The organism is Streptomyces sp. NPDC050147, assembly GCF_040660195.1.
GTDB lineage: Bacteria > Actinomycetota > Actinomycetes > Streptomycetales > Streptomycetaceae > Streptomyces.
The window spans coordinates 695,262-717,504 of record NZ_JBFALJ010000001.1 but is presented as its reverse complement, the minus strand read 5'-3'; the positions used below and the strand labels follow the sequence as shown (position 1 = coordinate 717,504).

Genomic DNA, 22,243 nt, shown 5'->3' with positions numbered 1-22,243 from the left:
CGGCCCACTTCAGTAACTCGGTGCTTATGGGCGTGGCCAGTCTGTCACTCTGTCCGTGTCACCTGAGGCGTATTCGACCGAACTGCTCAGGAGCCGAAACGTGGGGTCCATTCCGATGCAACGGGAGACCATTTTCCGTGCGTCCGCCCAGCCGGGACACCAGCCCGGCCCGCCGGCGGTGGTGTGCACATCGCTGCCCGGAAACCCGCTGGCGCCCGCCGCCGCACGCAAGTTCGTGCGCGCGGCGCTCGCCGACTGGGCCGAGCTTTCCGTGCCCGCCGCCGCGGGCGTCACCGACCGCCTGGCGGACGATGCCGTGCTGCTGGTCAGCGAGCTCGTCACGAACGCGGTCGTGCACGCGGGCACGACGGTCGAGCTGGTGTGCAGGCTCGACGAGGCGGGCCTGGGGGAGAGCTGCGACACCCTGGTCATCGAGGTCTCCGACCACCACCCCGCCCGAGCGGTCCGCAGCGAACCCAGGCCCCGGCAGCCCGGCATGCCCGAGTACGGCCGCGGCCTCCAGCTCGTGGCGACCCTCTCCGAATCCTGGGGCATCACCTACCGCACCGGCACCAAGGCCGTCTGGGCGCGCCTCGCCGTCGGCGGCGTACAGGCCGGGCAGGCCGGGCAGGACATCGAGTCGTACGCGAGTGAACAGGCGCCGCAGCGCGGCATGCGCACCGCCGAGATCCTCGCGCCGATGCCGCGGCGGATCACCCACGACACGGAGTGGGTCAACCGCGGCGCGCTCACCTTCCTCGCCGAGGCCTCCGACCTGCTCGCCGGGCAGTTCGACGAGGACCTGGTGGCCGCGCTCGCCGGGCAGCTGCTCGTGCCGCGGCTCGCCGACTGGTGCGCGGTGTGGCTCGACGACGAGCCGGAGGTCGCGCCGCGCGGCTCCGTGAGCGGGGGCACGGACTCCAGACTCGCCCGCGTCTGGCACACCAGCGAACAGCGGATAGAGGAGCTGCGCCGCAGCCTGGAGAAGGACCCGCCCCAGTTGCCCGACGCGGTGGGCTCAGGCGCCGTCCCCGTGCCCTGGCCCGGCGATGCCCCGGCGGGAGAGCCGAACGGCGCGGCCCTGGCCTACCGCCTCACAGCGGGCGGCCGCGTGCTGGGCACGCTCATCATCGGGCGGGCCGGGGTGATGCGCTTCGCCGACGAAGTCACGGGCCTCGTCGAGGACTTCAGCCGCCGCGTCGCCCTGGCCATCAGCGCGGCGCGGCGCTATCAGCGCCAGGCCACCATCAGCCAGGTCCTGCAGCGCGGCCTCCTTCCGAGCTCCGTCGCGGACATCCCCGGCGTGAGCAGCGGCGTCGTGTACGAGCCGCGGGACAAGGGCGGGCCCGGCGGCGACTTCTACGACGTGTTCCAGGCGGGCAAGGGCCGCTGGTGCTTCGCGCTCGGCGACGTACAGGGCAAAGGCGTCGAGGCGGCCGTCGTGATCGGCCTCGCCCGCCCCTGGCTGCGCCTGCTCGCCCGCGAGGGATACGAGGTCGCGGAAGTGCTCGACCGCCTCAACCAGCTCCTCCTCGACGACGCGACGGAGGCGGCGGACGCCGCCGCGGCGGTGGTCGCGGTGGCGGGCGGCCAGGGCGTGCCAACGGACGGGGCCACCTCCCGCTTCCTCTCACTCCTCTACGGCGAGCTGGTCCCCATGGACGACGGCGGCGTCCGCTGCACGGTGGCGAGCGCGGGGCACCCGCTGCCGCTCCTCCTCTCCCCGGACGGGACGGTCCGGGCGGCGGCCACGCCTCAGCTGCTGCTCGGGGTCGTCGACGACGCGACGTACAGGAGCGAGACCTTCGAGCTGCGCACGGGAGACACGTTGCTCTGCGTCACGGACGGCGTGACGGAGCGCCGCACGGGACAGCTGATGTTCGACGACAGCGACGGCCTCGCCACGGCGCTCGCGAGCTGCGCGGGCCTGGACGCGACCTTGGTGGCGGAACGGATCAGGCGCCTGGTGCACGAATTCTCCGACCGGCCGCCGGACGACGATCTGGCGGTGCTTGTGCTCCAGGCACAGTAGCGGCGTCGGCTCTCTCCGGAGTGCGGGACAATCGGGGTATGCCTTCCGCACTGCCCGATGGTGAGCCCATGCCCGAGGACGGGGCCCTGCCCGCGTCCGCCCTCGCGGGTGCGGGGGAACGTCCGCTCGGTTTCTACCTGCACGTCCCGTACTGCGCCACGCGCTGCGGGTACTGCGACTTCAACACCTACACCGCGACCGAGCTGCGCGGCACCGGCGGAGTGCTCGCCTCGCGCGACAACTACGCGGACACCCTGATCGACGAGGTGCGGCTCGCGCGCAAGATCCTGGGCGACGACCCGCGCCCCGTGCAGACCGTCTTCGTCGGGGGCGGTACGCCGACGCTCCTCGCGGCGGCCGATCTGGTCCGCATGCTGGGAGCGGTGCGGGAGGAGTTCGGGCTCGCGGACGACGCGGAGATCACCACCGAGGCGAACCCGGAGTCCGTCGATCCGGCTTATCTGAGCGAGCTCAGGGCCGGGGGCTTCAACCGCGTCTCCTTCGGGATGCAGAGCGCCAAGCAGCACGTACTGAAGGTGCTCGACCGTACGCACACACCCGGCCGGCCCGAGGCCTGCGTGGCGGAGGCGCGTGCCGCGGGCTTCGAGCACGTCAACCTCGACCTCATCTACGGCACACCGGGGGAGACGGACGACGACTGGCGGGCCACGCTGGACGCGGCGATCGGAGCGGGGCCCGACCACGTCAGCGCCTACGCCCTGATCGTCGAGGAGGGCACGCAGCTGGCGCGACGGATTCGGCGCGGCGAGGTGCCGATGACGGACGACGACGTGCACGCGGACCGGTATCTGATCGCCGACGAGGTCCTCGGGGGCGCCGGTTTCTCCTGGTACGAGGTGTCCAACTGGGCCACGTCCGACGCCGGACGCTGCCTGCACAACGAGTTGTACTGGCGCGGGGCCGACTGGTGGGGGGCCGGGCCGGGGGCCCACAGCCACGTGGGGGGCGTGCGGTGGTGGAACGTCAAGCATCCCGGGGCGTACGCGGGGGCGCTGGCCGCGGGGCGGTCGCCCGGGGCCGGGCGGGAGATTCTCGCCGCGGAGGATCGGCGGGTGGAGCGGATTCTGCTGGAGCTGCGGCTGCTTGAGGGGTGCCCGTTGTCCTTGTTGCGGCCTGCTGGGCTCGCGGCTTCCCGCCAGGCCCTGGCGGACGGCCTCCTCCAGGCGAGGCCCTACGAGGAGGGGCGAGCGGTCCTCACGCTCCGGGGACGCTTGTTGGCGGACGCGGTGGTGCGGGACCTGGTGGACTGAGGTTCCAGCGGCCCTGCGGGGCCTTCCCCCATCCCGCCCCTTCCCGAAACTTCCGGCTTCGCCGGCTCGGGCGCACCGCAGATCACCGGCTTCGCCGAGCTCGTCCTCAAACGCCGGACGGGCTGAATATCCCTGGTCGGCCCGGGTGGGTGGGGCGGGACAGTTCGCACCGGTAGACGGCGACGGGCCTGGATCCCTGGTCAAACCTCGGGGCAATCGGATGGGTGGGCGAAAAAGATCCGCCGCGCAGCGGCGGGCTAGGGCGCTGTGACGAAGTCGATCAGTTCCTCCACGCGGCCAAGCAGCGCCGGCTCAAGATCCCGGTAGCTGCGTACCGAGCCCAGGATCCGCTGCCAGGCCGCGCCAGTGTTGGGCGGCCAGCCCAAGGCCTCGCAGACGCCCGTCTTCCAGTCCTGCCCCCGCGGCACCCGGGGCCACGCCGCGATCCCCACCGATGACGGCTTCACCGCCTCCCACACGTCGATGTAGGGGTGCCCCACCACCAGCGCCGAGGACGAACTCACCTCCGCCGCGATCCTCGACTCCTTGGAGCCGGGCACCAGGTGGTCCACCAGGACGCCGAGCCGCGCGTCAGGACCGGGGGAGAACTCCTCGACGATCGCCGGGAGGTCGTCGATGCCCTCCAGGTACTCCACGACCACGCCCTCGATCCGCAGGTCGTCGCCCCACACCCGCTCGACCAGCTCCGCGTCGTGCCGCCCCTCGACGTAGATCCGCCCCGCGCGTGCGACCCGGGCCCGCGCCCCCGGAACGGCCACCGAGCCAGAAGCGGTACGCGTGGGACGTACAGGAGACGAAGCAGCGGACGGACGGACGAGCGTGACCGTCCGGCCCTCCAGATCGAAGCCCCCGGGAGTCATCGGGAAAACACGCTGCTTGCCGAAGCGGTCCTCCAGGGTCACCGTCGGGCCCTCCGCCGTCTTCTCGCAGCGGATCACCGCCCCGCAGAACCCGGTGCTCAGCTCCTCCACCACGAGATCCGCCTCCGCGGCGACCTCCGGCACGGGCTTCGGCTTCTTCCAGGGCGGGGTCAGGTCCGCGGAGTACTGGCGCATTTTCCCGACGATAGGAAGAAGAAGGGGGAGGTCCGCTACGACACGCCGAAGCGGGCCGCCAGTGTGGCGCGTTGCGCACGGACAAATGCCGCATCCACCACCGCGCCGTGCCCCGGCACGTACAGCGCGTCCTCGCCGCCCAGGTCGAGCAGCCGGTCCAGCGCCGCCGGCCATCGTTTCGGGACCGCGTCCGACCCCGCCTGCGGTTCGCCCGACTCCTCGACCAGATCGCCGCAGAAAACGATCTCCGGAGAGCTGTCCGTGCCGGGGATCAGCACCGCCAAGTCGTGCCCCGAGTGCCCCGGGCCGACGTTCGCCAGCAGGACCTGCACCCCGCCGCCCAGGTCGAGCGTCCACTCCCCGCACACCGAGTGGCGCGGGTGGACGAGCAGGTCGGCGGCCTCCGCCGCGGCGTCGGGGCTCACGCCGTGCCGGACGGCGTCCTCGCGCAGCTCGTCCCGCCCCCTGACGAGCAGCGCGTCGAGGCCGACCGCGCCGTACACCTCCACGCCCGCGAACGCCGCTGCGCCGAGCACGTGGTCGAAGTGCGGGTGCGTCAGGACGAGATGGGTGACCCGGCGGCCCCCGCCCATGATGCCGCGCGCCTGGGTGCGCAGCTCCGCTCCCTCGCGCAGGGTCGCGCCCGCCTCGATCATCAGCGCCGATTCGCCGCCCACGACGAGGCCCGCCGTACAGTCCCAGACCGGCAGACGCCGGCGCCCCACGTGCGGCGCGAGCCGTTCCCAGCCCGCCTCTTCCCAAGCCAGTGCCACGTCCATGCCCTCGACGCTAGCCCCGTACGGGCGGCTTGGCAGCCGCCGCCCCACCCGCCGGACCGGCGCCGGCGGTCCGGCCCTTGCCGGGTCCGTACCTCGCAGCCGTACACTGGGCCCGGTGCAGGCTGGCACTCACCCGCGGGGAGTGCCAGGCAAGCAGCGGGGCAGACAAGTCTCAGGGCGAAAAGGTGGAGGTGTTGCGCGGATGCTCAGTGAACGCAGGCTCGAGGTGTTGCGTGCCATCGTCCACGACTACGTCGGCACCGAGGAGCCCGTCGGCTCCAAGGCGCTCACCGAGCGGCACAGCCTCGGCGTCTCTCCGGCCACGGTCCGCAACGACATGGCGGCGCTGGAGGAGGAAGGGTTCATCGCCCAGCCTCACACGAGCGCGGGACGCATCCCCACGGACAAGGGGTATCGGCTCTTCGTCGACCGGCTCGCGGGCGTCAAGCCGATGGCGGCGCCGGAGCGCAGGGCCATCCAGAACTTCCTCGACGGCGCCGTCGACCTCGACGACGTCGTGGCGCGCACGGTGCGGCTGCTCGCGCAGCTCACCCGGCAGGTCGCGGTCGTGCAGTATCCGTCCCTCACGCGGTCGACGGTGCGGCACGTGGAGCTGCTCTCGCTGGCTCCCGCCCGCCTGATGCTCGTACTGATCACGGACACGGGCCGGGTCGAGCAGCGCATGATCGACTGTCCCGCCCCGTTCGGCGAGTCCTCGCTCGCGGACCTGCGGGCGAGGCTCAACAGCAGGGTCGCGGGCCGTCGCTTCGCGGACGTGCCGCAGCTGGTGCAGGACATGACGGAGTCCTTCGACGCGGAGGACCGGGGGACGGTGGCGACGGTGCTCTCCACGCTCCTCGAAACCCTCGTCGAGGAGACGGAGGAGCGGCTGATGATCGGCGGAACGGCCAATCTCACCCGCTTCGGACATGATTTTCCCCTCACCATCAGGCCCGTCCTGGAGGCTCTTGAGGAGCAGGTCGTCCTGCTCAAGTTGCTTGGCGAGGCCACGGATTCGGGCATGACCGTACGGATCGGTCACGAGAACGCCCATGAGGGACTCAGCTCCACGTCCGTGGTCTCCGTCGGCTACGGTTCGGGCAGCGAGGCAGTAGCCAAACTCGGCGTGGTCGGCCCGACCCGCATGGACTATCCGGGAACGATGGGAGCAGTACGCGCAGTGGCACGTTACGTCGGACAGATCCTGGCGGAGTCGTAAGTGGCCACGGACTACTACGCCGTACTAGGCGTGCGCCGCGACGCTTCCCAGGACGAGATCAAGAAGGCCTTCCGAAGGCTTGCGCGAGAGCTTCACCCGGACGTGAATCCGGACCCGAAGACTCAGGAGCGCTTCAAGGAGATCAACGCCGCGTACGAGGTGTTGTCGGACCCGCAGAAGAAGCAGGTCTACGACCTCGGCGGTGACCCGCTGTCCCAGGCGGGCGGCGGCGGAGGTGCGGGCGGTTTTGGAGCCGGTGGCTTCGGCAACTTCTCGGACATCATGGACGCGTTCTTCGGGACGGCGTCGCAGCGTGGCCCCCGGTCGCGCACGCGCCGTGGCCAGGACGCCATGATCCGCCTCGAGATCGACCTGGACGAGGCGGCCTTCGGGACCACCAAGGACATACAGGTCGACACGGCGGTCGTCTGTACGACCTGTAGCGGTGAAGGCGCCGCGCCGGGGACGTCCGCTCAGACGTGTGACATGTGCCGCGGTCGCGGTGAGGTGTCGCAGGTCACGCGGTCCTTCCTCGGTCAGGTCATGACGTCGCGGCCGTGCCCGCAGTGTCAGGGCTTCGGCACGGTCGTGCCCACGCCCTGCCCGGAGTGCGCCGGCGACGGCCGCATCCGGTCGCGGCGGACGCTCACCGTGAAGATCCCCGCGGGTGTCGACAACGGCACGCGGATCCAGCTCGCGGGCGAGGGCGAGGTCGGCCCCGGCGGCGGCCCCGCCGGCGACCTGTACGTGGAGATCCACGAGCAGCCGCACGCCGTGTTCCAGCGGCGCGGGGACGATCTGCACTGCACGGTCACCATCCCCATGACGGCCGCGGCTCTGGGCACCAAGGTGCCCCTGGAGACGCTGGACGGCCTGGAGGAGGTCGACATCCGGCCGGGCACGCAGTCCGGCCAGTCGGTCCCGCTGCACGGCAGGGGCATCACGCACCTGCGGGGCGGTGGACGCGGTGACCTCATCGTGCACGTCGAGGTCCTCACGCCGAGCAAGCTGGACGCGGAGCAGGAGCGGGTCCTGCGGGAGCTCGCGGTGATGCGGGGCGAGGAGCGGCCCACGGGGCAGTTCCAGCCGGGACAGCAGGGTCTGTTCTCCCGCCTGAAGGACGCGTTCAACGGGCGGTAGCGCCTTGAGCAGTGCTTTTTGGTGCCCCCGGCAGCGGATACCCCGTGCCGGGGGCGCTTTGTCTTCTTCGTCCGCGGGCCGTTCGTGGTTGCTCGCGCCGTTCCCCGCGCCCCTGACGGGGCGCGATTCGGCCCTTCGTTGAGGGCATGGCACGATGCGTTCATGTCCTCCGCGCTGACCGATCTCTGTCGCTATCCGATCGTGCAGGCCCCCATGGCGGGCGGCGCTTCGTGCCCCCAGCTCGCCGCGGCCGTGTCCGAGGCCGGGGGGCTCGGTTATCTCGCCGCCGGGTACAAAACCGCCGACGGGATGTACCAGGAGATCAAACAGCTGCGGGGGCTCACGAGCCGGCCGTTCGGCGTGAACCTCTTCATGCCGCAGCCGGAATACGCCGACGCCGCCGCCGTCGACGTCTACCGCAACCAGCTCGCCGGTGAGGCCGCCTGGTACGAGACGCAGCTCGGCGACCCGGACAGCGGCCGCGACGACGGCTACGACGCCAAGCTGGCGATCCTCGTAGAGGACCCGGTGCCGTTGGTGTCGTTCACCTTCGGCTGCCCCACCCGCGACGTCTTCGACGCGTTCGCGCGGGTCGGCACGATCACCGTCGCCACCGTCACCTCGCCCGAAGAGGCGCAGACCGCCCAGTGGTCGGGCGCCGACGCCGTGTGCGTACAGGGCATCGAGGCGGGCGGCCACCAGGGCACGCACCGCGACAACCCCGAGACGGACGGCGCCGGGCTCGGCCTTCTCTCGCTCATCGCGCAGGTGCGCGAGACCGTGCAGATCCCGGTCGTCGCCGCCGGCGGCCTGATGCGCGGTTCCCAGATCGCCGCGGTGCTCGCGGCCGGCGCCGACGCCGCGCAGCTCGGCACCGCCTTCCTGGTCTGCCCCGAGTCGGGCGCGAACGCCCTGCACAAGCAGGCCATGACCAACCCGCTGTTCACCCGGACCGAACTGACCCGGGCCTTCTCGGGACGCCCCGCGCGCGGCCTGGTCAACCGCTTCATGCGTGAGCACGGGCCTTACGCCCCCGCCGCCTACCCCCAGGTCCACCACCTCACCAGCGGCCTGCGCAAGGCCGCGGCCAAGGCCGGTGACGCACAGGGCATGGCGCTGTGGGCGGGGCAGGGTCACCGCATGGCGCGGGAGCTTCCCGCCGGGCAGCTCGTGGAGGTCCTGGCGGCCGAACTCGCCGAGTCCGAGGCCGCGTTGGCGGCCGGCGGGCGGCAGGGGGACCAGCCGGGGAACCAGCCGGGGAGCCAGGCGTGACCGCGCCCGTCTTCGTCGTCGAGAGCTTCGAGACCTTCGAGAACACGGCCGCGGGCGGCGACGGACGCTACGTACTCGATGGCCCCGAAGGGCGCCACGCCGTCTCCGTGAAGCGCCTGCACGCGGGTGAGGACGTCGTCCTGACCGACGGGGCCGGGCGCTGGGCCGACTGCGTGGTCCTGGACACCGAGGGCAAGGACCGGCTGATCCTGCGGATGGATCCCGTACGGGAAGAGGCGCCCCAGGAGCCCCGAATCACCGTCGTACAGGCCCTGCCCAAGGGTGACCGCGGTGAACTCGCCGTCGAGACCATGACGGAGACCGGCGTCGACGCGATCGTGCCCTGGTCCGCGTCGCGCTGCATCACGCAGTGGAAGGGCGAGCGCGGGCTCAAGGCGCTCGGCAAGTGGCGTGCCACGGCGCGCGAGGCGGGCAAGCAGTCGCGCCGCGTGCGCTTCCCCGAGGTGGCCGAGGCGATGTCGACCAAGCAGGTGGCGGCGCTGCTCGCCGCGGCCGACCTCGCCGCGGTCCTGCACGAGGAGGGCAGCGAACCGCTGGCCACAGCCGACCTCCCGGCGGCCGGGCACATCGTCCTCGTGGTCGGCCCCGAGGGCGGTGTGTCCCCGGACGAGCTCGCGGCCTTCGCGGACGCGGGGGCGAAGCCGTACCGCCTGGGGCGCAGCGTGTTGCGTACGTCGACCGCGGGGACGGCGGCGGCCGCACTGCTCCTGGGGCGTACGGGTCGCTGGTCCTGAACTTCCGTCCCGGGTCCGCCGCGCGGTGAGGTCCCCGGAGCGGACGCGGATTCCCGGAGTGGACGCAAAGGGGACTGTCGTCAGGCGGCTCGCAGTGGCACTCTGCCGCCTATGGGGGCATTGAGGCGCTTACGTGATCGTGCGGTCGAGGTACGCGGACGGCGCCGGCGGGTGCTGTACGCCGTCGGGTTCGCGGGAGCGGCGGTGATCGGGGCCGCCGCGTGCGACCCGGTCGACGGAGGCATGAACACCGCCGCCGTCGCGATCACCACCGACGAGATGGCGACCAGAGAGCTGGAGCGGCAGCACCTCGACGTGCTGTGGATCAGCTGCACCGCCCGCTACAAGTCCAGGGTCACACCGTCCAGCGGCTCCCCGGACCGTGACGCCGTGGCCACCGTCGACTGCCAGGGGCAGGCCAGGAAGGGCAAGGGCTCGGACGGCACCAGCGACATCACCGTCAAGGGATCGGTGTGGTCCGTCGTCGACGGACACTGCGTCCGCGGGAACCTCACCGCCAAGGTCGACGGCAAGGAGTGGTTCCAGGTGGATGTGCTCGGCGACTGCGCCGGAGGCGACAAGCCCGATCAGCCGGATGAGCCGGACCAGCCGGATGACCCCGAGCAGCCGGATGAGCCCGACCAGCCGCCCACGGCGACCGTCACGGTGACCGTCACGCCCGACCCGCCGCCGCGGCAGCCCGATCCGACGTGCACGTGCTTCAAGGGCAAGTGATCCAAAACGCTGTCCGGTTCCGCCGGGGCTGCCTAGGCTGGCTCTGTGACACTGACTGGACACCCTGCGTATCTCCGGTTTCCCCATCTACGCGGCGAGTTGGTCGCCTTCACCGCCGAGGACGACGTCTGGGTCGCGCCTCTCGACGGCGGCCGGGCATGGCGCGTCAGCGCCGACAACATGCCGGTGAGCCACCCCCGCATCTCCCCGGACGGAACGACCGTCGCCTGGACGTCCACGCGTGACGGCTCCCCGGAAGTGCATGTCGCTCCGGTCGACGGCGGACCGTCCACGCGCCTGACGTACTGGGGCAGTTCACGCACGTCGGTGCGCGGCTGGACCCCGGATGGGCGGGTCCTCGCGGTCAGCACGTCCGGCCAGGCCTCGCTGCGCCGCAGCTGGGCGCGGGCCGTCCCGCTGGACGGCGGGCCCGCGGACACTCTGCCGTACGGAGTGGTGGGAGACATCGCGTACGGCCCGAGGGACGGCCAAGTCCTGCTGCTCTCCGCGCCGATGGGGCGCGAAGCGGCCTGGTGGAAGCGGTACCGCGGCGGCACGGCGGGCAAGCTCTGGATCCGCTGCGGGGATGCCGACGAGGAGGGCGGCGAGGAGGGCGGCGAGGTCCGCTTCGTACGCGTCCACGAAGAGCTCGACGGGAACATCGAGTACCCGTTGTGGGTCGGTGAGCGCGTGGCCTTTCTCTCCGACCACGAAGGTGTCGGCGCCGTCTACTCCTCGCTGCCCGACGGCTCCGACCTGCGTCGGCACACCGGTGTCGACGGGTTCTACGCCCGGCACGCCGCCACCGACGGCGCGCGCGTCGTGTACGCGTCGGCGGGTGAACTCTGGCTCCTGGACGACTTGGTGGACGCCGCGCCGCGCCGCATCGACGTCCGCCTCGGCGGCCAGCGCGCCGACCTCCAGCCCTACCCCGTGAGCGCGGCGCGCTGGTTCGGCGCCGCCGCGCCCGACCACACGGGACGGGGCAGCGCCGTCTCCGTGCGTGGCGGCGTGCACTGGGTGACCCACCGTGAGGGGCCGGCCCGCGCGCTCGCCGCCGAGCACGGGGTGCGCGCACGGCTGCCGCGCACGTTCCGCGTCGACGGCGAGGAACACGTCGTCTGGGTGACGGACGCGGAGGGCGACGACGCACTCCAGTTCGCGCCGGCCACGGGGCTCGCGCCCGGCGCCACACCGCGCCGGATCGCGGCCGGGCAGCTGGGCCGGGTGCTCGCGCTCGCCATGGCGCCCGACGGCAGCCGGGCCGCCATCGCCTCGCACGACGGGCGGGTGCTGTTGGTCGAGCGGGAGAGCGGTGAAGTGCGTGAGGTCGACCGCGGGGAGCACGGGGACGCCACCGGGCTCGTCTTCTCGCCGGACTCGGCGTGGCTCGCGTGGTCGCATCCGGGGCCGAGTCCGCTGCGGCAGCTGAAGCTGGCGAACACGGCCGACCTCGCGGTCTCCGAGGCGACACCGCTGCGATTTCGCGACTACGCGCCCGCGTTCACGCTGGACGGGAAGCACCTGGCGTTCCTGTCCGCGCGGTCCTTCGACCCCGTCTACGACGAGCACGTCTTCGACCTCGCCTTCGTCGGAGGATCGCGGCCCCACCTGATCACGCTGGCGGCCACCACGCCCTCGCCCTTCGGGCCGCAGCGGCACGGGCGGCCCTTCGAGGCGCCCGACAAGGACGAGACCCCGGACAGCGAGGGCTCGCCCGCCACCCGCGTCGACCTCGACGGCCTCGCCGACCGCATCGTGCCGTTCCCGGTCGAGGCCGCCCGCTACTCGACCCTGCGGGCCGCCAAGGACGGCGTCCTGTGGCTGCGGCATCCCGTGCGGGGCGTCCTCGGCGCGTCCCGCGCCACCCCGTCCGACCCCGACCCGCGGACCGAGCTGGAACGCTACGACCTGGTCCAGCAGCGCATCGAGGAACTTGCCTCGGACGCCGACCACTTCGCCGTCAGCGGGGACGGCAAGCGGGTGCTGCTGTGGGCCGACGGGAAACTGAAGGTCGTGCCGAGCGACCGGCGGGCCTCCGGTGACGAGAGCTCCGACTCGAACATCACCGTCGACCTCACACGGGTCCGCCAGACCGTCGATCCCGCCGCCGAATGGCGCCAGATGTACGACGAGGCAGGGCGCCTCATGCGGGACAACTTCTGGCGGCCCGACCTGGGCGGGGTCGACTGGGCGGGCGTCCTGGACCGGTACCGCCCGGTGCTCGACCGGGTGGCCACGCACGACGACCTCGTGGACCTGCTGTGGGAGGTCGCCGGAGAGCTCGGCACCTCCCACGCGTACGTCATGGGGGGAGGGACCCCGGGGAGTCCGGCGGCCCGGCAGGGGCTGCTCGGCGCGGACATCTCGCGGGGCGCGGACGGGGCGTGGCGCATCGACCGCATCCTCCCCTCCGAGACGTCGGACCCCGCCGCACGCTCGCCGCTCGCCGCGCCCGGGGTCGCGGTGCGTGCCGGGGACGCGTTGCTGGCCGTCGCGGGGCGGCCGGTCGATCCGGTGGTGGGGCCGGGGCCGCTGCTCGTGGGTACGGCGGGGAAGCCGGTGGAGCTGACGGTCTCGCCCGCGGGTGGCGGCGATCCGCGGCACGCGGTGGTGGTACCGGTCGACGACGAGGAGCCGTTGCGGTACCACGCGTGGGTCGCGGACCGGCGTGCGTACGTCCACGAGCGGTCGGGCGGCCGGCTCGGGTATCTGCACGTGCCGGACATGCAGGCTCCCGGCTGGGCGCAGATCCATCGCGACCTGCGGGTGGAGGTGGCGCGGGACGGTCTCGTGGTGGACGTACGGGAGAACCGGGGCGGGCACACGTCCCAGTTGGTGGTGGAGAAGCTGGCCCGCAGAATCGTGGGCTGGGACCTGCCGCGGGGCAGGCAGCCGGTCAGCTATCCGGCGGACGCGCCGCGGGGGCCTGTCGTCGCCGTCGCCAATGAATTCTCCGGGTCCGACGGGGACATCGTGAACGCGGCGATCAAGGCGTTGGGGATCGGGCCCGTGGTGGGGACGCGGACGTGGGGCGGCGTGATCGGCATCGACAGCAGGTATCGCCTGGTGGACGGGACGTTGGTGACGCAGCCGAAGTACGCGTTCTGGCTGGAGGGGTACGGGTGGGGTGTCGAGAACTACGGGGTGGACCCGGACGTCGAGGTGGTGACGGCTCCGGAGGACTACGCGACGGGCAGGGACCCTCAGCTGGACGAGGCGATCCGCTTGGCCCTGACGTCCTTGGAGACAACATCTCCTAAGACGGCACCGGGGTTGCCCGGGGGGTGAGGGGGCGGGCCCTGCGGGGCGGGTGCGGGTGCGGGTGCGGGTGCGGGTGCGCGTGCGGTGTCGGTGCGTGTGTGGGGCGGGGCCGCACCGGTATGTCCGTCCTCGCTATCGTCCGGTGGCCGTGGGGCTGCTTCGGCGCCGGAGCGCCGCGAGCTGTGCTCCGGGCGGACAAACCGGCACGTCCCCTCGCGTCTCGATGCCGACTGCGGGTGCGCGGGGGCTGAGGCTCCTCCGGCACCGCGGGGCAATCGGGTGGGTGGGTGGGAGAGCTTGTCGGGGGCGCGGCCGGTGCCGGGGGGCGAGGGGAGGGCCTGGCGTGGGCGCAGCCCGGATAGCATGCGGGGGGCCATAGTGAACCAGCTCGGACCGGAGGCACCGCATGGCGGGAGAACCGCAGGCTGACTGCCTGTTCTGCAAGATCGTCGCGGGGGACGTACCCGCGACCCTCGTCAGGGAGACGGACACGACCGTCGCCTTCCGGGACATCAACCCGCAGGCCCCCACCCACGTCCTGATCATCCCCAGGGCGCACTACCCGGACGCCGCCTCCCTCGCCGCCGCCGAACCCACCCTCGCCGCCGACGTCCTGCGCGAGGCCGGCGAGGTCGCAGCCGAGGAGAAGGCGGAGAGCTACCGCATCGTCTTCAACACCGGCACCGGCGCGGGCCAGACCGTCTTCCACACGCACGCCCACGTCCTCGGCGGACGCGGCCTGCAGTGGCCTCCGGGATAACTCACCTTGTCCGTACGCGAACTGGTGGTCCTCGGCACCGCCAGCCAGGTCCCCACCCGGCACCGCAACCACAACGGGTACGTCCTGCTCTGGGACGGGCAGGGCATCCTCTTCGACCCCGGTGAGGGCACGCAGCGCCAGATGCTGCGTGCCGGGGTCGCCGCGCACGACCTGCACCGGATCTGCGTCACGCACTTCCACGGCGATCACTCACTGGGACTCGCGGGGGTCATCCAGCGCATCAACCTGGACCGCGTTCCGCATGACGTGACCGCGCACTTCCCGCGCTCCGGACAGCACTTCTTCGACCGGCTCCGGTACGCCACCGCCTATCGCGAGACCGTCTCACTCGTCGAGGAGCCCGTCTCGGAGAGCGGGCAGCTGGCAGCCACCCCCTCCTTCGCGCTCGACGCCGTCAAGCTCTCGCACCCCGTCGAATCCTTCGGCTACCGCGTCACCGAGCCCGACGGCCGGCGGATACTCCCGGAGCTGCTCGCCGAGCGCGGCATCGCCGGGCCCGACGTGGGGCGCCTGCAGCGGGAAGGCTCGCTGCGGGGTGTCACGCTCGACGAGGTGAGCGCGGTGCGTCGGGGGCAGAGGTTCGCCTTCGTGATGGACACCCGCCTCTGCGACGGCGTCCACGCGCTCGCCGACGGCTGCGACATGCTCGTCATCGAGTCCACCTTTCTTGACGAGGACGAGCAACTCGCCCTCGACCACGGGCACTTGACCGCCGGTCAAGCCGCCCGCGTCGCCGTCGAATCCGGCGTCCGGCATCTCGTGCTGACCCACTTCAGCCAGCGCTACCCCGACCCCGGCGTTTTCGAGCAGCAGGCCCGGGATGCGGGATTCGACGGTGAACTCACCGTCGCGAAAGACCTGCTGCGTGTACCTCTGCCCAAACGAACCACCTGAGTGAGCCGCCGTCATGCCCCTTCCCAAAGCCGAACTCCACCTCCACATCGAGGGGACGCTCGAACCCGAGCTCGCTTTCTCCCTCGCCGCCCGCAACGGCGTCACCCTCCCGTACGCGGACACCGAAGAGCTGCGCAAGGCCTACCTCTTCGATGATCTGCAGTCCTTCCTGGATCTCTATTACGGGTTGATGGCCGTCCTGCGGACCGAGGCGGACTTCGAGGAGCTCGCCGACGCCTACCTGGCGCGAGCCGCCCGGCAGGGCGTGCGGCACGCGGAGATCTTCTTCGACCCGCAGGCCCACATGGCCCGCGGTGTCGGCATCGCCACCGTCATGGAAGGGCTCGGGCGCGCCCTGGAGCGCAGCGAGGAACGGCACGGCATCTCGACCCGGCTCATCATGTGCTTCCTGCGCGACCAGTCCGCCGAGTCGGCCCTGGAGACGCTGGAGGCCGCCAAGCCCCACCTGCACCGCATCGTCGGCGTCGGGCTCGACTCCGCCGAGGTCGGCCACCCGCCCGCCAAGTTCCGCGAGGTGTACGAGGCGGCGGCCGCGCTCGGCCTGCGCCGGGTCGCGCACGCGGGCGAGGAGGGACCGCCGGCGTACATCACGGAGGCCTTGGACGTCCTGGGCGTCGAGCGCGTCGACCACGGGCTGCGCTGCATGGAAGACCCGGAGCTTGTGGAACGCCTCGTGCGCGAGCGGGTGCCGCTCACCCTGTGCCCGCTGTCCAACGTCCGGCTGCGCGCCATCGACGTGCTCGAAGAGCATCCGCTCGCACGCATGATGGACGCCGGGCTGCTGTGCACGGTCAACTCCGACGACCCGGCGTACTTCGGCGGCTATGTCGACGACACCTTCCACGCCGTACGCGAAGCACTCGCCCTGGACCAGGAGCGGCTGCGGGAGCTCGCGCGGAACTCCTTCGAGGCGTCCTTCCTCGACGGCAGCGCGCAGGACGAGGCGCTGCGGGCGCGGTACCTCGCCGAAGTCGCGGAATATTCGTTCGACTGAGCGCGCGGGACGGTCAGGGCGCCGAGCGCTGCCCGGGTCAGCTTCTTCCGTTACGTTTCCTGCATGGTCGTACCTCTCAAACCCAGCATCGACCCGCTCAAGGCGGCCCGCAGAGCAGGCGATCCGCCCTGCGACGTCTTCCTCACCGGCACGGTCTTCCTCGACATCATCTTCACCGGGCTCGACTCCGCGCCCGTGCGCGGCACCGAGTCCTGGGCCCGCGGCATGGGGTCGAGCCCCGGTGGCGTCGCGAACATGGCGACCGCGCTGGCCCGGCTCGGTCTGCGCACCTCGCTGGCGGCGGCGTTCGGGGACGACCACTACGGGGAGTACTGCTGGGACGCGCTCGAACAGGGCGAGGGCATCGACCTCGCGACGTCACGCACCGTGCCCGGCTGGCACTCACCGGTGACCGTCTCGATGGCCTACGAAGGCGAGCGGACCATGGTCAGCCATGGGCACGAGCCGCCGCCCGACGCCGACTCGCCGGACGGCGGCGCCCCGTCCTGCCCGCCACGCGCGCGTGCCGCCGTCGCATCGCTGACGCCCGGCACGCGCGCGCCGTGGATCGCCGGGGCCGCGCGCACGGGCACGCGGATCTTCGCCGACGTCGGGTGGGACGACACCGGGCGCTGGGACCTGGCGGGCCTGACTGACCTGCGGCACTGCGAGGCGTTCCTGCCGAACGCGGAGGAGGCCATGCGGTACACCCGTACGCAGTGTCCGCGCGCCGCCGCGCGGGCACTGACCGAACACGTGCCGCTCGCCGTGGTGACGCTGGGTGCCGAAGGGGCGTACGCGGTGGACGGGCGGACCGGCGAGACGGCCGAGGTACCGGCCATCGCCGTCGAGGCGCTGGATCCCACCGGGGCCGGTGACGTCTTCGTGGCGGGGTTCGTGACCGGCACCCTCGCCGGGTGGCCCCTCGCGGACCGGCTCGCCTTCGCCGGGCTCACGGCGGCGCTCTCGGTGCAGGAGTTCGGCGGCTCCCTCTCGGCGCCCGGCTGGGCGGAGGTCGCCACCTGGTGGCGGACCGTGCGGGAGGTCGACGACCAGGACCCGGTGGCGCTGCGCCGGTACGGGTTCCTGGAGGGCCTGCTTCCGGAGGCCACGCGTCCGTGGCCGTTGCGGCGGGCGGTGCCGACGATCGGGTTCCGGTCGGCGTAGTCGCCGGAGGCCTCCGCGCGCGACAGGAGTGGAAAAGCCCTACGGCGGTGACAGTGGTGCGTCGTACCCTTGGCAGTGCAAGGCTGTCGAGCGGCCACCAAGCCCCGCATGAGGAGGATGAGCAGGCCTAAGTGCCGGCCCATGACTCAGACACCCACAGCTCGTAACCCCGCCCAGGGTCAGTCGCGAGCAGAGTTCACCGTCCCGGCGAATCACCCGATGGTCACGGTGCTCGGCTCCGGAGACGCTCTGTTGCGCGTGATCGAGAAGGCCTTCCCGGCGGCCGACATCCATGTCCGGGGCAATGAGGTCAGCGCTGCCGGTGACGCCCATGAAGTCACCCTGATCCAGCGACTGTTCGACGAGATGATGCTGGTGCTCCGCACCGGTCAGCCGATGACGGAGGACGCAGTGGAACGCTCGATCGCCATGCTCAGGGCGGACGAGGCAGGTGAGGGCGACGGCCAGGAGACCCCGGCCGAGGTCCTCACCCAGAACATCCTCTCGTCCCGCGGGCGCACGATCCGCCCCAAGACGCTCAACCAGAAGCGCTATGTCGACGCCATCGACAAGAACACCATCGTCTTCGGCATCGGCCCCGCGGGCACCGGCAAGACCTACCTCGCCATGGCCAAGGCCGTGCAGGCCCTCCAGGCCAAGCAGGTCAACCGCATCATCCTGACCCGCCCCGCCGTCGAGGCCGGCGAGCGGCTCGGCTTCCTGCCGGGCACGCTCTACGAAAAGATCGACCCGTACCTGCGCCCGCTGTACGACGCGCTGCACGACATGCTCGACCCGGACTCGATCCCGCGCCTGATGGCGGCGGGGACGATCGAGGTCGCGCCGCTGGCATACATGCGTGGTCGCACTCTGAATGACGCCTTCATCATCCTGGACGAGGCGCAGAACACCAGCGTCGAGCAGATGAAGATGTTCCTCACCCGCCTCGGCTTCGAGTCGAAGATCGTGATCACGGGCGACGTCACCCAGGTCGACCTGCCGAACGGCACGAAGTCGGGTCTGCGGCAGGTCCAGGACATCCTGGAGGGCATCGACGACGTGCACTTCTCGCGGCTCACGTCGCACGATGTCGTCCGGCACAAGCTGGTCGGCCGTATCGTCGACGCGTACGAGAAGTACGACGACAGCCAGCAGAACCTGAAACAGCAGAACCAGAAACACGGGAAGTAGCGAAGCCAGCGCCATGTCGATCGACGTCAACAACGAATCCGGAACCGAGGTCGACGAGCAGGCGATCCTCGACATCGCCCGCTACGCCCTCGCGCGGATGCGCATCCACCCGCTCTCCGAGCTCTCGGTGATCGTCGTGGACGAGGACGCCATGGAGCAGCTCCACATGCAGTGGATGGACCTGCCGGGACCGACGGATGTCATGTCGTTCCCGATGGACGAGCTGCGCCCGCCGGCCAAGGACGAGGAGGAGCCCCCGCAGGGCCTCCTCGGTGACATCGTGCTCTGCCCCGAGGTCGCCACCAAGCAGGGCAAGGAAGCGCCCACGGAGCACTCCATGGACGAGGAGCTCCAGTTGCTCACCGTGCACGGGGTGTTGCACCTGCTCGGGTACGACCATGAGGAGCCGGACGAGAAGGCCGAGATGTTCGGTCTCCAGGCGGCCATCGTCGACGGCTGGCGCGGCGAGAACGGCCTGACCGGGCCGTCTCCGGCGCCCACCGTCTCCTAGCGCCGTGGATGTCCAGCTGATCGCGGGCGCCGTCGCCCTGGTCGTCGTCGCCTGGCTCGCGGCCTGCGCCGAGGCGGGCATCGCCCGCACCTCCAGCTTCCGGGCGGAGGAGGCGGTCCGCTCCGGGCGGCGCGGCAGCGCGAAGCTCGCGCAGGTCGCCGCCGACCCCACCCGCTACCTGAACGTGGCGCTGCTCGTGCGCGTGGCGTGCGAGATGGCGGCGGCGTCCCTGGTGACGTACGCCTGCCTGCAGGAGTTCCCCGAGACGTGGGAGGCGCTGGCCGTCGCCATCGCGGTGATGGTCCTCGTGTCGTACGTGGCCGTGGGCGTCTCGCCGCGCACCATCGGCCGCCAGCACCCGCTCAACACGGCGACCGCCGCCGCGTACGTCCTGCTGCCGCTGGCCCGCATCATGGGCCCGATCCCGCCGCTCCTGATCCTCATCGGCAACGCGCTCACGCCCGGCAAGGGCTTCAGGCGCGGCCCGTTCGCCTCCGAGGCGGAGCTGCGGGCGATGGTCGACCTCGCCGAGAAGGAGTCCCTGATCGAGGACGACGAGCGCCGCATGGTGCACTCCGTCTTCGAGCTCGGTGACACCCTCGTACGCGAAGTGATGGTGCCCCGGACGGACTTGGTCGCCATCGAGCGCTTCAAGACCATCCGGCAGGCGCTCACCCTCGCGCTGCGGTCCGGTTTCTCGCGCATCCCGGTGACGGGCGAGAGCGAGGACGACGTCGTCGGCATGGTCTATCTGAAGGATCTGGCCCGCAAGACGCACATCAACCGCGACAGCGAGTCCGATCTGGTGTCGACGGCGATGCGCCCGGCGACGTTCGTGCCCGACACGAAGAACGCGGGTGATCTGCTGCGCGAGATGCAGCAGGAGCGCAATCACGTCGCCGTCGTCATCGACGAGTACGGCGGCACGGCCGGCATCGTGACCATCGAGGACATCCTCGAAGAGATCGTCGGCGAGATCACCGACGAGTACGACCGCGAACTGCCGCCCGTCGAGCAGCTCGACGACGGCTGCTACCGCGTCACCGCACGCCTGGACATCGGTGACCTCGGGGAGCTCTTCGGGCTCGACGAGTTCGACGACGAGGACGTCGAGACGGTCGGCGGGCTGCTCGCCAAGGCGCTGGGCCGGGTGCCGATCGCCGACGCGTCCGCGGTCGTGCGGTTGCCGGACGGGCGTGAGCTGCGGCTCACCGCGGAATCCGCCGCGGGGCGACGGAACAAGATCGTGACGGTCCTTGTGGAGCCCGTCGAGCCGTCGGGCGCCCAGAAGGCGGCCACGGCGTGACCCCGCAGGAACTGCGCACCTTCTGCCTGTCGTTCAACGACGTGGTGGAGGAGTTCCCGTTCGGGCCCGAGGCCTCGGTGTTCAAGGTGGCGGGGAAGATGTTCGCGCTGAGTTCACTGGACGGGACGCCGCTCACCGTGAACCTCAAGTGCGACCCGGAGATCGCGGTCCAACTGCGGGCCGCGCACCCCGAGATCGTGCCCGGATGGCACATGAACAAGCGGCACTGGAACACCGTGACGGTCGACGCGACGCTCCCGGACCAGCAGGTCCGGGAGCTCGTCGAGGACTCGTACGACTTGGTGGTCGCCGGTCTCCCGAAGGCGGTACGCCTGCGGCTCGACCGGCCTTAGGTGTTCCCCCGGGTTCCCTAGGCGTTACGCCGGGTGCGCAGGCCCGTCGCCACCAGGGCCGCCGTCACGAGCAGGACCGTCGCGTCGATCAGGAGCACCGTCCGCGTCCCCGCCAGGAGGTCCGTGTCCGTGGTCGCGAGCACCCCCAGGAGCGGGATGCCGATCGTGATGCCCACCTGCTGGGTGGACGTCACCAGGCCCGTGGCCAGACCCTGCTCCTCGTCCGGGACACCCGACGTGACCGTCACGCCGTACGAGATGATCGCGCCCAGGTGGAACATGCTCGCCACCGAGACGCCCGCCGTGGCGAGCCAGACCGACCAGCCGCCCGTGTCGATGCCGAGCAGCGACGCGATGAACAGGCCCTGGCCGAGCAGCGAGACGACGAGGACACGGCGCGCCCCGAAGCGGCTGATGACCTTGGGCGCGTAGATCCCGGCGACGACCGAGAGCACGCCCTGCACGCCGAAGACGAGACCCGTCTCGAACGCGGAGAGCTCCAGGACCTCCTGCAGATACAGGGTGAGGACGAAGACGACCGCCGACATCATCGAGAAGGTGACGAGACCGCCCAGGTTGCCCCACGCCACCGTCCGCCGCCGCAGCATCGGCAGCGAGACCAGCGGGGACGCGGCGCGCGACTCGACGTAGCCGAACGCCGCGAGCAGCAGCACGCCGGCGGTCAGCGTGACGATGACGTCCGCGCCGCCGAAGCCGCGCTCGGCAGCCGTGGAGAGCGCGTAGATCAGGGCGAGCAGGCCGCCGGTGACGGTGACCGCGCCGGGGACGTCGAGGCGGGGACGGTCCGGTGTGCGGGAATCGGTGAGCAGTCCCGGTGCGAGCGGCAGCACGATCAGTACGAAGAGGGTCAGCAGGCCCATCGTGGAGCGCCAGCCGAGCGTGTCGGTCAGTACGCCGCCGAGGACCATGCCGACCGTGAAGCCGAGCGAGAGCAGCGTGCCGGAGATGCCGAGCGCGCGGTCGCGCTGCGGGCCCTCGGGGAAGGTGGTCGTCAGCAGGGACATGCCGGTCGGCACGATGGCCGCCGCGCCCACGCCTTGCAGCGCGCGCCCGGCGAGGAAGGACGCCGGGTCCCAGGCGAAGGTCGCCAGGAGTGAGGCGAGGCCGAAGAGCGCGAGGCCGCCGATGAACAGCTTGCGGCGGCCGAACAGGTCGCCGGTGCGGCCGAAGAGCAGCAGGAAGCCGCCGGAGGGAAGGGCGAACGCGGTCACCGCCCACTGCAGCGCGGACTGGCTCATGCCCAGGTCGGCGCCGAGCACGGGCAGCGCCACATTCAGCACGGAGAAGTCGAGCGCGACCATGAACTGGGCGGCACAGAGCACGAAGAGGACGAGCTTGTCGCGGGGGGAGAGCCGGGGAGCCCCCGCTGTGGGGGTCGGCGGGGCTGTGGGGGACGGGGGAGTGGTGGTGTCGATCGCCATGGCAACGAGCTTCGGGTGTCCGGAATACCCGTGGGGAGCG

At 71.6% G+C, this 22,243-nt stretch carries 19 protein-coding genes; 16 read left to right on the top strand and 3 right to left on the bottom strand.

Going from position 1 to position 22,243, the window contains the following annotated elements; translation table 11 throughout:
- Positions 1-100: 100 nt before the first annotated feature.
- Together AB0I94_RS03375 and hemW are read left to right on the top strand one after the other, a co-directional pair.
- On the top strand, positions 101-2,032 hold the full coding sequence (locus AB0I94_RS03375; RefSeq protein ID WP_363307657.1) for a SpoIIE family protein phosphatase: 1,932 nt from the start codon (positions 101-103) through the stop codon (positions 2,030-2,032).
- Between the two features lie 38 nt (positions 2,033-2,070).
- Positions 2,071-3,303 carry a radical SAM family heme chaperone HemW gene (hemW, locus tag AB0I94_RS03370; protein WP_363307656.1) on the top strand — a complete coding sequence of 411 codons (1,233 nt, stop codon included), beginning with the start codon at positions 2,071-2,073 and terminating at the stop codon, positions 3,301-3,303.
- A 257-nt stretch (positions 3,304-3,560) separates the two neighbouring features.
- Here the strand turns inward: hemW and AB0I94_RS03365 are convergent, their stop codons facing one another.
- Positions 3,561-4,379 (bottom strand): DUF3097 domain-containing protein, encoded by an 819-nt coding sequence (locus tag AB0I94_RS03365; protein ID WP_363307655.1) that lies wholly within the window; start codon positions 4,377-4,379, stop codon positions 3,561-3,563.
- A 35-nt stretch (positions 4,380-4,414) separates the two neighbouring features.
- Positions 4,415-5,158: an MBL fold metallo-hydrolase gene (locus AB0I94_RS03360; RefSeq protein WP_363307654.1), complete on the bottom strand. Its 744-nt coding sequence runs from the start codon at positions 5,156-5,158 to the stop codon at positions 4,415-4,417.
- 202 nt (positions 5,159-5,360) lie between these two features.
- Here AB0I94_RS03360 and hrcA point away from each other — a divergent pair, with 202 nt between their 5' ends.
- The 14 genes from hrcA (at position 5,361) to AB0I94_RS03290 (ending at position 20,761) form a co-directional block, all read left to right on the top strand.
- Positions 5,361-6,377 (top strand): heat-inducible transcriptional repressor HrcA, encoded by a 1,017-nt coding sequence (gene hrcA, locus AB0I94_RS03355; protein ID WP_363307653.1) that lies wholly within the window; start codon positions 5,361-5,363, stop codon positions 6,375-6,377.
- Positions 6,378-7,517 (top strand): molecular chaperone DnaJ, encoded by a 1,140-nt coding sequence (gene dnaJ, locus AB0I94_RS03350; protein WP_363307652.1) that lies wholly within the window; start codon positions 6,378-6,380, stop codon positions 7,515-7,517.
- 162 nt (positions 7,518-7,679) lie between these two features.
- Entirely contained in the window at positions 7,680-8,789 is a 1,110-nt protein-coding gene (locus AB0I94_RS03345; protein ID WP_363307651.1) for a nitronate monooxygenase, read from the top strand.
- On the top strand, positions 8,786-9,544 hold the full coding sequence (locus tag AB0I94_RS03340; RefSeq protein WP_363307650.1) for a 16S rRNA (uracil(1498)-N(3))-methyltransferase: 759 nt from the start codon (positions 8,786-8,788) through the stop codon (positions 9,542-9,544). The genes AB0I94_RS03345 and AB0I94_RS03340 overlap by 4 nt, the downstream gene beginning before the upstream one ends.
- 111 nt (positions 9,545-9,655) lie before the next feature.
- Entirely contained in the window at positions 9,656-10,279 is a 624-nt protein-coding gene (locus AB0I94_RS03335) for a hypothetical protein (RefSeq protein ID WP_363307649.1), read from the top strand.
- A gap of 51 nt (positions 10,280-10,330) precedes the next feature.
- Positions 10,331-13,570 (top strand): S41 family peptidase, encoded by a 3,240-nt coding sequence (locus AB0I94_RS03330; protein ID WP_363307761.1) that lies wholly within the window; start codon positions 10,331-10,333, stop codon positions 13,568-13,570.
- 379 nt (positions 13,571-13,949) lie between these two features.
- Positions 13,950-14,303 (top strand): histidine triad nucleotide-binding protein, encoded by a 354-nt coding sequence (locus AB0I94_RS03325; RefSeq protein WP_363307648.1) that lies wholly within the window; start codon positions 13,950-13,952, stop codon positions 14,301-14,303.
- Positions 14,304-14,309: 6 nt separating this feature from the next.
- A complete protein-coding gene (locus tag AB0I94_RS03320) occupies positions 14,310-15,218 on the top strand; it encodes a ribonuclease Z (protein WP_363307647.1) in 909 nt (302 codons plus the stop codon).
- A gap of 13 nt (positions 15,219-15,231) precedes the next feature.
- Positions 15,232-16,233: an adenosine deaminase gene (locus AB0I94_RS03315; RefSeq protein ID WP_363307646.1), complete on the top strand. Its 1,002-nt coding sequence runs from the start codon at positions 15,232-15,234 to the stop codon at positions 16,231-16,233.
- 63 nt (positions 16,234-16,296) lie between these two features.
- Positions 16,297-17,400 carry a PfkB family carbohydrate kinase gene (locus AB0I94_RS03310; protein WP_363307645.1) on the top strand — a complete coding sequence of 368 codons (1,104 nt, stop codon included), beginning with the start codon at positions 16,297-16,299 and terminating at the stop codon, positions 17,398-17,400.
- Between the two features lie 141 nt (positions 17,401-17,541).
- A complete protein-coding gene (locus AB0I94_RS03305; RefSeq protein WP_363307644.1) occupies positions 17,542-18,591 on the top strand; it encodes a PhoH family protein in 1,050 nt (349 codons plus the stop codon).
- Positions 18,592-18,604: 13 nt separating this feature from the next.
- Positions 18,605-19,102, top strand: coding sequence for an rRNA maturation RNase YbeY (gene ybeY, locus AB0I94_RS03300; RefSeq protein ID WP_363307643.1), 498 nt, complete (start codon positions 18,605-18,607; stop codon positions 19,100-19,102).
- A gap of 4 nt (positions 19,103-19,106) precedes the next feature.
- Positions 19,107-20,408, top strand: a complete 1,302-nt coding sequence (locus tag AB0I94_RS03295) for a hemolysin family protein (protein WP_363307642.1) — start codon at positions 19,107-19,109, stop codon at positions 20,406-20,408.
- Entirely contained in the window at positions 20,405-20,761 is a 357-nt protein-coding gene (locus tag AB0I94_RS03290; protein WP_363307641.1) for an MmcQ/YjbR family DNA-binding protein, read from the top strand. Before AB0I94_RS03295 ends, AB0I94_RS03290 begins: the two co-directional genes overlap by 4 nt.
- A 17-nt stretch (positions 20,762-20,778) precedes the next feature.
- Here the strand turns inward: AB0I94_RS03290 and AB0I94_RS03285 are convergent, their stop codons facing one another.
- On the bottom strand, positions 20,779-22,203 hold the full coding sequence (locus tag AB0I94_RS03285; protein ID WP_363307640.1) for an MFS transporter: 1,425 nt from the start codon (positions 22,201-22,203) through the stop codon (positions 20,779-20,781).
- Positions 22,204-22,243: the final 40 nt, after the last annotated feature.

Coding starts and splice junctions, on each gene's coding strand:
- hrcA (WP_363307653.1), top strand. CDS start 5,361: ATGCTCAGTGAACGCAGGCTCGAGGTGTTGCGTGCCATCGTCCACGAC.
- AB0I94_RS03365 (WP_363307655.1), bottom strand. CDS start 4,379: ATGCGCCAGTACTCCGCGGACCTGACCCCGCCCTGGAAGAAGCCGAAG.
- AB0I94_RS03285 (WP_363307640.1), bottom strand. CDS start 22,203: ATGGCGATCGACACCACCACTCCCCCGTCCCCCACAGCCCCGCCGACC.
- AB0I94_RS03345 (WP_363307651.1), top strand. CDS start 7,680: ATGTCCTCCGCGCTGACCGATCTCTGTCGCTATCCGATCGTGCAGGCC.
- ybeY (WP_363307643.1), top strand. CDS start 18,605: ATGTCGATCGACGTCAACAACGAATCCGGAACCGAGGTCGACGAGCAG.
- AB0I94_RS03325 (WP_363307648.1), top strand. CDS start 13,950: ATGGCGGGAGAACCGCAGGCTGACTGCCTGTTCTGCAAGATCGTCGCG.
- AB0I94_RS03360 (WP_363307654.1), bottom strand. CDS start 5,158: ATGGACGTGGCACTGGCTTGGGAAGAGGCGGGCTGGGAACGGCTCGCG.
- AB0I94_RS03315 (WP_363307646.1), top strand. CDS start 15,232: ATGCCCCTTCCCAAAGCCGAACTCCACCTCCACATCGAGGGGACGCTC.
- AB0I94_RS03305 (WP_363307644.1), top strand. CDS start 17,542: ATGACTCAGACACCCACAGCTCGTAACCCCGCCCAGGGTCAGTCGCGA.
- hemW (WP_363307656.1), top strand. CDS start 2,071: ATGCCTTCCGCACTGCCCGATGGTGAGCCCATGCCCGAGGACGGGGCC.
- AB0I94_RS03310 (WP_363307645.1), top strand. CDS start 16,297: ATGGTCGTACCTCTCAAACCCAGCATCGACCCGCTCAAGGCGGCCCGC.
- AB0I94_RS03335 (WP_363307649.1), top strand. CDS start 9,656: ATGGGGGCATTGAGGCGCTTACGTGATCGTGCGGTCGAGGTACGCGGA.